Raw genomic sequence first — 13618 nt, forward strand, 5'->3', positions numbered from 1 at the left:
CATGCTACAAAATACGTATAATTAATTAGGATAAGTGTAACAGAGAGAACTGAATTGCGGTAGGCAAACAGTTCGCTGAAATGGGGGACAAAATTGGCAAATCCAATTATTGAATTTAAAAATATTAGTAAGAAATATGATGATACACCAGTCCTAAAAAAGATTGATTTTGAAATTGAATCGGGTAAATTTTATACTTTGCTGGGCCCTTCCGGGAGCGGTAAAACGACGATTTTACGAATGATTGCGGGCTTTGAGGATCCAACCAGTGGTGAAATCTTATTTGAAGGTAAACGCATTGACTTAACACCAGCTAATAAACGGCCAATTAATACGATTTTCCAAGATTACGCACTCTTTCCACATCTCAATGTGAGCCAAAACATTGCATTTGGCCTCGAATTAAAGAAAATGAGTAAGACGGACATCCAAGCAAAAGTGGCTGAATCATTACGGATGGTGCAATTGAGTGGTTATGAAAATCGTGAGATTGACGCCTTGTCTGGTGGCCAAAAGCAGCGGATTGCAATTGCCAGAGCGATTGCTAATGAACCCAAAGTGTTGTTGCTTGATGAACCACTATCGGCGCTAGACCATAAGTTGCGGAAGGAAATGCAAGTTGAACTGCGGGCCCTCCAACAACGATTGGGGATTACGTTTATCTTTGTGACTCATGATCAAGAAGAAGCGTTGGCCTTAAGTGACCAAATTTTTGTCATGAATGATGGACGCATTTTACAAAGTGGCACACCCGTGGATATCTATGATGAGCCAATTAATCATTTCGTCGCAGATTTTATCGGTGAAAGTAATATTGTGCCGGGTACCATGACGGCGGACTATTTAGTCCATTTTGATCATAAAGATTTTGAATGTGTCGATGCGGGGATGCGACCAAACGAACCAGTAGAGATTGTCATTCGTCCTGAAGATTTAGATATCACTTCGGCTGATAAGGGTAAGATGCAAGTGACTGTCGACTCACAATTATTTCGTGGGGTCGATTATCAAATTACTGGCCATGATGCTGATGACCATGAGTGGACAATCAATTCAATTCATCAAACCACGGTTGGTGCACAAGTCGGGTTAGTCTTTGATCCAGAAGACATTCATATCATGCGCTTTGGTGAGGATGAAGAAACGTTCGATGCCCGTTTAGATAGTTACGAGGAATAGGTGATGGAGATGCAGAAAAAATCATTTTTTATGGTTCCATATCTAGCGTGGATTGCCTTATTTGTCGTTGCACCGATGGCCTTAATCTTGTATCAATCGCTATTTGACATTACCGGTCATTTTACGTTTAGCAATTATACTTCGTACCTTGAGTCGACGACCTATTTAAAAATGACCTTCAATTCGATTTGGTATGCCTTTTTAATTACGTTTTTTACTTTATTAATTAGCTATCCAACGGCATACTTGTTGAACCGCCTCAAAAATAAACGTTTGTGGTTGTTATTAATCATTTTACCCACTTGGATTAACCTCCTACTTAAAACATACGCATTTATTGGCCTTTTTAGTCAAAATGGTTCGGTAAATGATTTTTTGCGGTTTGTTGGGGCTGGTTCACATCAAATTTTGTTCACTGATTTTAGCTTTATTTTCGTTGCTTCCTATATTGAAATTCCGTTTATGATTTTACCGATTTTTAATTCCTTGGATGAAATTAATCCGTCATTGATTAATGCGAGTCGTGATTTAGGAGCCAGTGCATGGCAAACCTTTAAGCGGGTGATTGTGCCTTTGACGATGCCAGGAGTTAAGTCTGGGTTTCAAGCGGTTTTTATTCCTTCCTTATCACTCTTCATGATTACCAGATTGATTGGTGGGAATCGCGTGATTACGTTAGGAACGGCAATTGAAGAGCATTTCTTAGTGACGCAAAACTGGGGGATGGGTTCCACAATTGGCGTGATTTTGATTATTGCGATGTTCGTGGTGATGTTCTTGACTCGTGAACGCAAGAGTAAAGGAGGTCAATCGCGATGAAAGCAAAGTTTAAGTTGAGTAATTTATATTTAGTATTCGTCTTTATTGTGATTTATTTGCCGATCGCGTATCTAATCTTTTACTCGTTTAATACGGGAGCCACGATGGATAAATTCACTGGCTTTTCCATGAAGCACTACACGACGTTACTGTCAGATACACGGATGATCTCAATTGTGCTGAACACGGTGGTGATAGCGCTACTGTCCTCGCTGCTGGCAACACTAATTGGCACATTAGGCGCACTCTGGATTAATCAGTTGAAGCGCCGTTCCGCTAAGAATGCGGTCCTGTCGGTTAATAATGTCTTGATGGTTTCACCAGACGTCATTATTGGTGCCAGTTTCTTGATTTTCTTTTCTTTTTTAGGATTTAAATTAGGCTTTACATCAGTCTTATTGAGTCATATTGCCTTTTCAATTCCAATTGTGGTTTTGATGGTTCTCCCCAAGATTAATGAAATGCCACGCACGATGATCGATGCAGCTTATGATTTAGGCGCTTCAAAGTGGCAAGCTTTATCTCGGGTAATTTTACCAACTATTACCCCTGGCATTTTTGCGGGTTATTTTATGGCGTTCACATATTCACTAGATGATTTTGCGGTGACATTCTTTGTGACTGGGAACGGCTTTTCAACGCTTTCGATTGAGATTTATTCTCGTGCGCGTCAAGGCGTTGACTTGGAAGTCAACGCGCTATCGACTTTGATGTTCTTGGTGTCGTTATTATTAGTGGTTGGCTATTACGTCTTGGAACGTTACGGCCATTCACGCCGTGTTAATCGGAATAAGATGATGAAAGGACCGAATGCCCAATGAAAAAATTAATCGCAATCTTCGTTGGCATTTTAGCGGTTTGTGCGGTCATCGCCGGTTTGAATCACCAAATGAATGCCAAAACAACGTCCAATGAAAAAAAAGTTCTCAATATTTATAATTGGGGCGACTATATTGATCCAGATTTAATCACTAAATTTGAAAAGCAAACTGGTTACCACGTGGTTTATGAAACTTTTGATAGTAACGAAGCTATGCTGACTAAAATTAAGCAGGGTGGGACGAGCTATGATTTGACCGTGCCTAGTGATTACACCGTCCAACGGATGATTAAAAGTGGCTTAGTTGCAAAAATTGATAAATCAAAATTAAGTAATTATAAGAATATCGATTCCCGTTTTCTCAATTTGTCGTTTGATCCGAATAATGATTATTCCATTCCTTATTTTTGGGGTACGTTAGGCATTGTTTATAACGATCAATTTGTACAAGCTGACCAGGTACAGCATTGGGACCAATTATGGAATCCAGCGTTTAAAAAGAGCATCATGTTGACCGATAGTGCCCGCGATATGTTAGGCGTGGCGTTGATTACCCAAGGTCATAGTATGAATACAACCAATTACAGTGAACTCAAAAGTGCTCAAGAAAAATTGAATTTGTTAATGCCTAATGTTAAAGCAGTGGTAGCCGATGAAATTAAAATGTACATGAAACAAAATGAAGCTAAAATTGCGGTGACATATTCTGGTGAAGCATCTGAAATGATGTCATATAATAAGCATTTACATTATGTAGTGCCGGATGAAGGCAGTAATATGTGGTTTGATAATATTGTCATTCCAAAAACGGCCAAACATAAGGCTGCAGCCTATGACTTTATTAACTTCATGTTGGAGCCTAAAAACGCAGCGCAAAATGCTGAATATATCGGTTATTCCACTCCAAATAAAGCTGCAATGAAATATTTACCGGCGGATGTCCGTAACGATAAACAGTTTTATCCAGCTGAATCGACGGTCAAAAATTTAGAAGTTTACAAAGATTTACCCCTGAAAGTAATTGGCAACTATAATGATTTATTCTTAGAATTTAAGATGAGTAAGTAAAAGGCTGTGAAATAAGTTGGGATGCAATTGAGTGTAGTCTAGAATATCAAAAATAAGTGGATTGCTTATGTTTGATATTTGTAACTAGACGAAATTGTAAACTTATTGAACGCAACTAATAAAAATAAGGCCTCTGAAAGTAATTTTCCTTCAGAAGCTTTTTTTTGGTTCAATTATTTAGTTTTAAATGGGAAATCAACGACTTTGACAATGACGATTAACTCAATGATGATCCCAACTAGTAAGAAAATTATCCCGGAATGAGTTCCCAAGGCAGTCCCATGAGCTAGAGTTACGTTACTAGTTTGCTTGGCACCAACTAAGGCAGCACATAAAGATGTACCAACCGCGCCAGCAAATTGCTGGGTGGTACTTAGAATGGCATTTCCTTGTGTCCGTAAATGGCTATCAACTTGTTTTAAACCATTGGTCATTAGGTTCCCAAGGTTCAGCCCAATTCCAATCATGAATAAGAAGAACAGTGATCCAATTAATAGGTTGGACATGGTATTACCAAGCAAACAGAAGATGATTAATGAGATTAAAACAATAGCTGAACCTAAAGTCAGCGGAATCTTTGGACCCAGTTGATCTAAAATACGTCCGCCTAAAGGTGCAAAAACGGCACCAATTAACGCTGCTGGTAAAACAACCAGCCCTGCTAAAATGGCAGAATCATGATTAACTAACTGGATAAAGTTTGGTAATAGGAATGAGAGTCCTAATAACACCATTTGAATGACGAAAAAGGCAATTACATGACCACTAAAGTTTAGATTTTTGAGTAAGGCTAAATTGATAATAGGATTATCAATTTTAAGTGACCGCCAAACAAACAAGATTAAACCAACGGCACCAAGGATAAAGGCACCACCGATACTGAGCGAGGCAAAGCTTGCACTACCTAAGTTACTCATCCCAAAAATTAAGCCGGCCAAACCGATTGTAATGAAGATAAAACCAAGTAAATCAAATTTATTGTGTTCAATTTTACTTTTTTGTTGAATATTGAAAATACCTAAAATTAATGAAACTACTAACAACGGTAACAGGTAAATAAAGATATAACGCCAGCCGATGGAGCTAACCACACTACCACCAAATGTCGGACCGATTGCGGGAGCGACAGAGGTGATTAACGTTCCAATCCCCATCATGGTTCCAATTTTATGAATTGGGACCTGTTCTAAGATGATGTTGAACATTAGGGGAAGGGCAATTCCAGTGCCTAAGCCTTGAATCATTCGGCCAAGCAATAACAAGGGGAAAGTCGGTGCGATTGAATCAATCACCACACCAAGAATAAACATTAAGTTGGCACATAAAAATAGTGATTTAGTTTTAAAATTTTGTTTTAAGGTGGCTGATAGCGGAACGACAATTGCCACAATTAATAGATAACCGGTCGTCATCCATTGAACAGTGTTAGTGGAAACTCCAAATTGTTTCATTAAAGTTGGGAAAGTGATGTTCATGGCGGTCTCAACGACTACACCACAAAATGACATAATTCCAGCGGCAATGATTGCCAAGAATACGCGAGTCGAGATTTGTTGATTAGATGTGTCCATAATAAAAATTACTCCTTTTTGATTTCAGAAATATACCCGAGAATATAATTAAATATTGTTATTTCTGCATCCAAAAAATTGTGGGTAACTTGAATTAATTGGCGGCACATCTCACGAAGATTCCTCAAGATCAACGCTACTATTTTAGACGTGATGAAGCTAACAGGATAATACTATACACGAAATTTTTAATGAATGAAAGGCCAATTCGTCGGTCAAACGACAAAAAAACTTCGCTCAACCTGATTCGTTAAGCGAAGTTAAATTAATAAATTTTATTTGTTATCGTGATGCTTAAATGGAAAATCAACTACTTTAATTAAGACTATAAATTCGACAATCATGGCACAAATTAAAAAGATTAATGCTGAATGTGAACCAAGTGCTGTTCCATGGGCTAACGTGACATTAGCAGTTTGCTTAGCAGCGACAAAAGCGGCTGTCAAAGAAGTTCCCACGGCTCCAGCAAATTGTTGCATGGTAGTCAAAATGGCATTTCCGTGGCTGCGCATTCTGCCGTCGATTTGCTTTAAACCGTTCGTCATTAGGTTACCAAAACTCAAGCCAATCCCAATCATGAAGAAGAAGTACAATGTTCCCATTAACAGATTTGAAAATTGGGTCCCCATTAAGACAAAGACACACAGTACAATCAAAGCGATGGTTGAACCAATCGTCAGTGGGATTTTAGCACCAACACGGTCTAAAATTCGTCCACCTAAAGGTGCAAAGACTGCACCGATTAACGCACCAGGTAAGACAATTAATCCAGCTAACACGGCGGAACCGTGATTCACAATTTGAATGTAATTAGGGAGTAGGAATGATAATCCAAGTGACACTAACTGAAAGACGAAAAAGGCAAAGACGTGACCGCTAAAATTAGGATTGCTCAACACGCGCACATTGATAATTGGGTTATCAATCGTGGCTGAACGCCAGACAAAGGCCACCATTCCGATAATTCCAACTAAGATTGAGCCGCCAATTTTTAGTGACATGAAGGATTCACTCCCAAGGTTACTAAAGCCAAAGATTAACCCCGCTAATCCGAGAATAATGAAAATGAATCCAAGTACATCAAATTTAGTTCGACGAATTTCACTCTTTTGCTGAATGCTCAGTACTCCAAGAATAAATGAAATCACCAACAATGGTAAGAGGAAGATGAAAATGAAACGCCATCCGATGGAACTAACTACGGCGCCACCAAATGTCGGACCGACAGCCGGAGCAACGGCGGTGATTAGTGTTCCAATCCCCATCATCATCCCAATTTTACTCATGGGTACTTGTTCTAAAATGATATTGAACATGAGTGGGAGGGCAATTCCAGTACCGATTCCTTGAATGGCACGGCCAATTAATAAGAGTGAAAAAGTGGGTGCAACGGCATCAGTAGCGACACCTAAGATAAACATTAAATTGGCAAAAATGAATAAATTCTTTGTTTTAAAATTTTGTTTCAGTGTTGCTGATAATGGCACAATAATTGCAACCACCAATAAATAAACGGTGGTCATCCATTGCACGGTGTTGGTTGAAACAGCGAACTGTTTCATTAAGGTAGGGAAGGTAATGTTCATCGCGGTTTCGACGACCACCCCACAAAACGACATAATCCCTGTCGCAATAATTGCCATAATAACTTTACTTGAAATTTTTTGATCTGTTCCATCCATAATAATAAATTTACTCCTTGTTGATTTCTGTGATGTATTCAAGAATATTCTTGAAAGTTTCGACTTCTGTTGTCGAAAATTGTTGGGTAATGCGAGCCTGTTGACGATCACTATAAGCTGAAATATCCACCGCCAATGCCTTTGCTTTATCCGTGAGGTTCAATGTTTTTTGACGAGCATCATCTTTTGAAGTGGTACGAATAATCAAGTCTTTTTGTTCCATTTTCTGTAATAACACCGTGGCAGTTGACCGCTGAATGTTAAATTCATGTTCAACATTGCGTTGTTGAATCTCAATCGTTGGGTTTTGAGACATGTAATCAATTACCGAAATCTGGACGCTAGTTAAATCAAATTCACGGGCAAATTTGTCGAATTTACGCGTCATCTGATTGCTGGTTTTCTTGATTAACCGGGCTAGATTTTGTTCCATGAAAATACCTCTTTCTAAATATCGTTAGCAGACTAACGATTTATTACTATACTCGTTTTTTAATTTATGTGCAAGAAAAAAAGGATATATGACAAAACTTTCGCTTTGCGCATATATCCTTGATTAATTCTGTTTTTAATTATCTTTGGCAATCTTACTGTGTCTGAATCCGTAGGCGAAGTAAATTACTAAGCCGATTAAGAACCAGATACCCGCACCGACCCAAGTTTCTAATTGAAGTTGAGTCAACATCGCAATACAGGCCAGGCCTGAAACGATTGGTAGAACTGGATACCAAGGTACCTTGAAGCCACCTTCGTTTTTAATGTCTTTACGACGACGAAGTGGAATAATTCCAAAGGAAACAAAGGTAAATGCTAATAAGGTTCCGATATTAACTAGACTAGTTAATTGATCTAGAGGAACCAAGCCACCCATGAAGGCGATAATAATGGTTACCGCAATCAGTGCATTCAAAGGAATTTTGTGTTTCTCAGTAATTTTGTTCAGGAACGTTGGCAATAAGCCATCACGACCAATTGAATATACCAGACGAGAACTTGAGTAGATCATCGTAACCATCATCGTAAACATACCAATTAAGGCACCGATAGAAATGAATCCAGCAGCCCAATCTTGATGTGCCACTTGCATTGCAAAAGCGACAGGATTAGCAACATCCAAGTGCGTGTATTTAACCATTCCAGTTAAGACAACTGACACGGCCATGTACAAAATCGTGGCTACCAGTAATGTACCGATAATTCCGATTGGCATATTGCGTTTCGGATTCTTAACCTCGGCCGCTGATGAAGAAACCGCATCGAACCCAAGATAAGCAAAGAACACGGTTGCCGCTCCTTGGAAAACACCACTCATTTTATATGGTAAAAATGGATGCCAGTTATGTGGTTTTACAAAGAAAATTCCAACCACAATAAAAATTAGAATAATAGCAATTTTAATAATTACGGCCCAATTATTAATTTTCATGGAAGTACTCATTCCACGAGAAAGTAAAAATGAAATAGCTACCACAATCAAGACGGCGACCAAGTTAACGTATGTACCATGAGCTGGGTCAAATGAACCGGAAATTGCCTTTGGCACGTGTAGTCCAAAGCCCTCGATAAATGAATTGAAATACGCAGCCCAACCCGTTGAAACAGCAGCTACGGCTAACATATATTCAAGGATTAATGCCCAACCAAGAATCCAACCAATGATTTCACCCATGACCAAGTTACCGTATGAATATGCACTACCAGCAACTGGTAAAGCAGATGAAAATTCGGCGTAACACATTGCGGCTAGAGCACAGACAATGGCGGAAAAGAAAAATGATAGAATAATACCAGGGCCACTAGTTGTGGCGGCCACGGTTCCAGGAAGAATAAAAATACCAGTACCAATAACTGCACCAATCCCAAGGGCAATTAGGTCGAAAGCTGACAACGTTTTAGCAAAATGACGGTCACTTTCTAGGTATCTATCTAGACTTTCTTTACGTAAAAATTTTGAGAACATCTAACATACCACCTCTTTACATTATTGAAAAAACAATCTGCAATAAATTTTACCATAAGTTGATTATAATTAAAATAACGTTAAAATTGAAATAATACTACTTATAAAGGATGTTAAAAAAATGTCATTAGAAATCACTAGTGGTGCAGTTGTGTACCGATTAAAAGAAAATGAGATTCAATATCTACTATTAAAAAGCGGCAATCAAGGACATTTCTGGGGATTTCCGAAGGGCCACGTCGAAGCTGGCGAGGATTTAATCACCACGGCACACCGAGAAATTTTTGAGGAAACACAATTAGATTTAGCGATTAACGAAAGTTTTCAAGTGAAAACTGAATATGATTTGCCCAATGGCAATCACAAGGAAATGACTCTTTTTACCGCTAAAGTGCACGGTAATCAATTTATTGAGTTACAAACAGTTGAAATTGATGGTTCGCAATGGTTAAATTATAGAACAGCCCGAGAACGACTGACGTATGACAATTTAAAAGGGTTGTTGGATCAAGTCAATGAACACCTCGAAAATCAAAATGAAAAGTAGGATGAAATGATGAAACGAGTATTGGTAATTACAGGTGCAACTGGCTCCGGTAAAACAACAGTGAGTAAGTATCTGCAAAGCAAATATCATTTACCAAAAGTAATTACTCATACCACCCGTAAGCCACGTGAAGGCGAGACCAACGGTGTTGATTATAATTTTGAAACCCGTGAATCGATGCGAAAACTCGATTTGTTGGAACAAGTCACTTATGATTTCAACTTGTATGGTTCTTCAATGGAAGGCTTAAATCAGGCATGGGAAAAAGATGATTTAGTGACAATTGTGCTCGATACAAAGGGCGCCGTGACTTATAAGCAAAAGTTAGGTGACCAGGCAGTAATAGTTTTCTTGACCGTCAGTGAACCTGATTCATTGAAAGATCGCCTAGCTTCACGAGGAGACGAACGAATTGCTTTGGTACAACGGATTAAGAGTGCAGAATATCATCGAGATTTAAAAATACCTAAGCAACTGGATGGCCATTCACATGTAATTGCTAATGATGATTGGAATCAAACCAAGATTGCACTAGGGCACATCATGGATCAACTGAAAGATTAAGCTACAAAGCAACCTGTGTGGTGCTGTTCGTAAATCTGTGCTAATATGTGTAAAGCGTAATCGTTATTATTTAGCGGAGGAAATCTATGGCTGCAGAAGCAGGTCAAGCACTCAAAATTTTAAAAGATGAAAATTATAAATTAACCAAGCAACGCAAATCACTGGTCGACTATCTAGCTGACAATCAAAATCGGTATTTAGACGTCACCAAAGTGGATGAATATTTGCGTCAGCTTTATCCGGGGATGAGTCACAATACCATTTATCGCAATCTCAAAGAGTTTGAAGAAATTGGCATTGTTGAAACGCACGTTAAAAATGATCAGATGCAAGTCAAGTTTCAATGTGACTATAAGCATATGCATCATCACCATTTCGTGTGTTCAAATTGTGGCTTAGTTCAAGAAATTGAAATGTGTCCCATTGATATGGCTTTTTTTGAACAACAATTACCTGGCGCAGAAATTGAGGGTCACCGATTCGAATTATTCGGATTATGTGCCAACTGTAAAGCAAAAAAATAATGACTGTTCGATAGTAGAATCTTAATTTTACTATCGTTTTTTGTCTGTTGAATGAAGTTTGATGATTGAACATATCATTAAACTTATACAATCCTTAACAATCAAGTCTGCAAAAATTCGAGATTATGATTTAAAATGTATTTAAAGCTATCAAAGGAGAAATACGGAATATGGCATATCGCACACCACCATTTATTACGCCGTTTGCAATCGTCTCGATTGTCTTGGCATTAAGCGCCACAAATGTGGTAGTAAATACGACCACGCATACGAGTGAAGGGGCACCAGCTTCATCAATTTCTAGTGTCCGTGTGAGTTCAAGTTCACACTCTTCAACCTCAGAAAGTGCACCTAAAGACAGTAGTTCAAAAACTAGTTCAAGTGAAACTCCGGATACAACGGTAGATAACTCAAGTACCAAAACTTCCAGCGCAAACTCGACCACGACTGATAATACAGATGATACAGATGACTCAACGGCCGACTCAACCGCTGGAACAACCACGACTGGATCTAGCTCAATAACGAGTTCAACTACCGGCACCACGACCGATACTACAAGCGAATAGGAGACAATTACAATGTTAACGATTTTGGATATGATTAACCGTTCACTGGGTTATTTTAATGTGAATACAAAATTAAAAAACCAAGCCTATGTTGTGGTTGGTTTCTTTGGTGAATTTTATTTGTTTTACGTGGCCTTTCGACTCTTAAAAAATGGCGCCTATGTCCGCGGCCTGTTATTTATGTTAGCCTTTCTGGCATTAATGTACTTTGTGGTGTTAAATTTTATTTACTTCTTCACTGATAAAAAAGCAAAATTTGATATTTCACCAAAAATTGAAAAATTATTGGGTGGACCACGATTAACTGAAGCAGAACGTTTGGCTAAAGAACTTGGCAAGTCGTCTAACATTCCGGCAAATGGACTCTTTTCTAATGATCAAATTCTGCCGGCAGACGTGGCCATCAATGACCATGAGCAAGCCAATTTACGATGCATTGTGAAACAACTGGTGCGTGAAGATATTTTAGAGGCTGATTACGGTCATCGTTCGGAAAAAGAAATTTTAAAACGCAGCCGTCGCGAAGATAAATCTACTCAAAAATTAGTTGAAAATCAAGTGGTGCCTTATTTTGAATTGGTGCCAACTGGTGGACGGTTAGAAATTTTCATTGGTTTGAATAAAATGGAACGATTAGCAGTTGGCCATCTGAGCAGTGTGGGGCTAACTGATGTCAAATCTGCCCAAGAAGACTACCATATTTACTTAGCCAATGTCTTTATTACTGGCGGTCCAGAAAAGTTCGCTGGCCGAAGCGATACCACGATTGAACATGATCGACCATACGAATTGAACGTGAAAGTCGCCTATAAAGGCAAAGATGAAAAGTAGACTGAAAGGTCTCTTTTTTTGAATCTAATTGAGTAAAACTGGATAAGTTGTATAGAAGTCGGCGGTTAAAATAAATTCATTTTGACACAGAGCCGTGTGGTTGCTATATTATAATCAGTTTTTAATTTACTTTTAATTTACAGAATTGAGGGATAGAAATGAGCGAAAAGGTACAACAGTTATTAGGACGCATGCATAATGAACTCGCAGACACCAAGCCATCAAGTATTCGAGCATTTGATCAGGAGGCATCGGCAATCCCTGGCGTCATCAAATTGACTTTAGGTGAACCGGATTTCAATACGCCTGAACATATTAAACAAGCAGCAATCAAAAGTATTGAAAATAACCATTCGCACTATCCACAGTCTGCCGGAACTCCTGGGCTCCGTGCAGCTGCCGCTAATTTCCTCGATAAAAAATATAATCTAAATTATACCGCCGACAATATTTTGGTTACGGTGGGGGCCACTGAAGCCATCGCCACTGCTGTCATGGCAGTAACCAACCCCGGTGATGAAATTATTGTGCCAACTCCAATTTGGCCAATGTATATTTCAATTTTGAAGGCTCATGGTGTTGTACCTGTCTTCATTAATACTGCCGAAGAAGACTTTGTTTTAAGTCCTGAAAAATTGAAGGCCACCTTGGATGAACACGGCGATAAAGTTAAAGCCGTTGTTCTGAACTTCCCTTCAAACCCAACGGGAGTTACTTATCGTCGCGCTGACACGAAGGCGATTGCTGACGTGCTGGCAGACCGTGATGTCTTCGTAATTGCTGATGAAATTTATAGTGAACTGACTTATGGTGAAAAGCATGTGTCAGTCGCTGAATATTTACCTGAACAAACTATTTTGATTAATGGTGTTTCAAAGTCCCATGCGATGACTGGCTGGAGAATTGGTATCATTGCCGCTCAAGCAGACATTCAAAAAGAACTCTTTAAAATGCATCAATTCACTGTTACTACGGCCACTTATAATGCCCAAGACGCAGCAGAAGAAGCATTTACCAACGGATTCGAAGACGGCCTTGAAATGTGTAAAGATTACCAAAAACGTGGTGAATTTGTTTACGAACAAATGACTAGCTTTGGTTTTACTGCAACAAAACCACAAGGAGCATTTTACTCATTTTGTAAGATCCCTGAATCATGGAATATTGGCGACTGGGATTTCTGTCGTCAATTACTAGCTGAACAAAAAGTCGCTGTCGTTGCTGGTTCACCATTTGGACCAGGGGGAGAGGGCTACATTCGAATCAGCTATGCTTCATCGATGGAAAACCTTCAAGAAGCGATGGTTCGAATTGGTAAATTTGTTGATGCACATTTTAAAACAGCAGCTAATGCTTAATTAGCTCATTTGACTCGATTCTATTCTTAGAATTGGGTCTTTTTTTATATTTTTATATGAAACAAAATAAATTTACGGCGCACTAAAACAAAAGTACCCATAAATTTGAAAAAAATGTATAATTTA

14 protein-coding genes are annotated in these 13618 nt (G+C 38.8%); 10 read left to right on the forward strand and 4 right to left on the reverse strand.

All coding sequences use genetic code 11. The annotated features are described in order from the left end of the window. Positions 1 to 93 precede the first annotated feature (93 nt). Genes FFM59_RS03840 through FFM59_RS03855 form a run of 4 tightly spaced genes read left to right on the forward strand, consistent with a single transcriptional unit; the run spans position 94 to position 3886 of the window. Positions 94 to 1179 (forward strand): ABC transporter ATP-binding protein, encoded by a 1086-nt coding sequence (locus tag FFM59_RS03840; protein WP_137601725.1) that lies wholly within the window; start codon positions 94 to 96, stop codon positions 1177 to 1179. A gap of 9 nt (positions 1180 to 1188) precedes the next feature. Continuing rightward, positions 1189 to 1998, forward strand: coding sequence for an ABC transporter permease (locus FFM59_RS03845; RefSeq protein ID WP_150203653.1), 810 nt, complete (start codon positions 1189 to 1191; stop codon positions 1996 to 1998). Next, positions 1995 to 2819: an ABC transporter permease gene (locus FFM59_RS03850; protein WP_137601727.1), complete on the forward strand. Its 825-nt coding sequence runs from the start codon at positions 1995 to 1997 to the stop codon at positions 2817 to 2819. The genes FFM59_RS03845 and FFM59_RS03850 overlap by 4 nt, the downstream gene beginning before the upstream one ends. Beyond that, a complete protein-coding gene (locus FFM59_RS03855) occupies positions 2816 to 3886 on the forward strand; it encodes an ABC transporter substrate-binding protein (RefSeq protein ID WP_137601728.1) in 1071 nt (356 codons plus the stop codon). Before FFM59_RS03850 ends, FFM59_RS03855 begins: the two co-directional genes overlap by 4 nt. 173 nt (positions 3887 to 4059) lie before the next feature. Here FFM59_RS03855 and FFM59_RS03860 read toward each other — a convergent pair whose 3' ends face one another. The 4 genes from FFM59_RS03860 to FFM59_RS03875 form a co-directional block, all read right to left on the reverse strand. Continuing rightward, a complete protein-coding gene (locus FFM59_RS03860) occupies positions 4060 to 5457 on the reverse strand; it encodes a DHA2 family efflux MFS transporter permease subunit (protein WP_137601729.1) in 1398 nt (465 codons plus the stop codon). Positions 5458 to 5732: 275 nt separating this feature from the next. Further along, positions 5733 to 7139, reverse strand: a complete 1407-nt coding sequence (locus FFM59_RS03865) for a DHA2 family efflux MFS transporter permease subunit (RefSeq protein WP_137601730.1) — start codon at positions 7137 to 7139, stop codon at positions 5733 to 5735. Positions 7140 to 7149: 10 nt separating this feature from the next. Beyond that, the gene (locus FFM59_RS03870) at positions 7150 to 7572 is read right to left on the reverse strand and encodes a MarR family winged helix-turn-helix transcriptional regulator (protein WP_137601731.1); all 423 of its coding nucleotides are present in this window, start codon (positions 7570 to 7572) and stop codon (positions 7150 to 7152) included. Positions 7573 to 7707: 135 nt separating this feature from the next. Continuing rightward, positions 7708 to 9099, reverse strand: coding sequence for an amino acid permease (locus FFM59_RS03875; RefSeq protein ID WP_137601732.1), 1392 nt, complete (start codon positions 9097 to 9099; stop codon positions 7708 to 7710). A 121-nt stretch (positions 9100 to 9220) separates the two neighbouring features. On the opposite strand from FFM59_RS03875, the gene FFM59_RS03880 reads away from it, so the two are divergent. The 6 genes from FFM59_RS03880 (at position 9221) to FFM59_RS03905 (ending at position 13492) form a co-directional block, all read left to right on the forward strand. Next, positions 9221 to 9646 carry a bis(5'-nucleosyl)-tetraphosphatase gene (locus tag FFM59_RS03880; protein ID WP_137601733.1) on the forward strand — a complete coding sequence of 142 codons (426 nt, stop codon included), beginning with the start codon at positions 9221 to 9223 and terminating at the stop codon, positions 9644 to 9646. A gap of 6 nt (positions 9647 to 9652) precedes the next feature. Then, entirely contained in the window at positions 9653 to 10210 is a 558-nt protein-coding gene (locus FFM59_RS03885; protein ID WP_137601734.1) for a guanylate kinase, read from the forward strand. An 86-nt stretch (positions 10211 to 10296) separates the two neighbouring features. Beyond that, positions 10297 to 10734, forward strand: a complete 438-nt coding sequence (locus tag FFM59_RS03890; protein WP_137601735.1) for a Fur family transcriptional regulator — start codon at positions 10297 to 10299, stop codon at positions 10732 to 10734. A gap of 170 nt (positions 10735 to 10904) precedes the next feature. Then, positions 10905 to 11303, forward strand: a complete 399-nt coding sequence (locus FFM59_RS03895; RefSeq protein ID WP_137601736.1) for a hypothetical protein — start codon at positions 10905 to 10907, stop codon at positions 11301 to 11303. A gap of 12 nt (positions 11304 to 11315) precedes the next feature. Beyond that, the gene (locus tag FFM59_RS03900; protein WP_137601737.1) at positions 11316 to 12134 is read left to right on the forward strand and encodes a DUF6681 family protein; all 819 of its coding nucleotides are present in this window, start codon (positions 11316 to 11318) and stop codon (positions 12132 to 12134) included. A 158-nt stretch (positions 12135 to 12292) separates the two neighbouring features. Then, positions 12293 to 13492 carry an aminotransferase class I/II-fold pyridoxal phosphate-dependent enzyme gene (locus FFM59_RS03905; protein ID WP_137601738.1) on the forward strand — a complete coding sequence of 400 codons (1200 nt, stop codon included), beginning with the start codon at positions 12293 to 12295 and terminating at the stop codon, positions 13490 to 13492. Positions 13493 to 13618: the final 126 nt, after the last annotated feature.

This window comes from Paucilactobacillus nenjiangensis, from assembly GCF_005405445.1.
In the GTDB taxonomy this organism is placed as follows: Bacteria; Bacillota; Bacilli; order Lactobacillales; family Lactobacillaceae; genus Paucilactobacillus; species Paucilactobacillus nenjiangensis.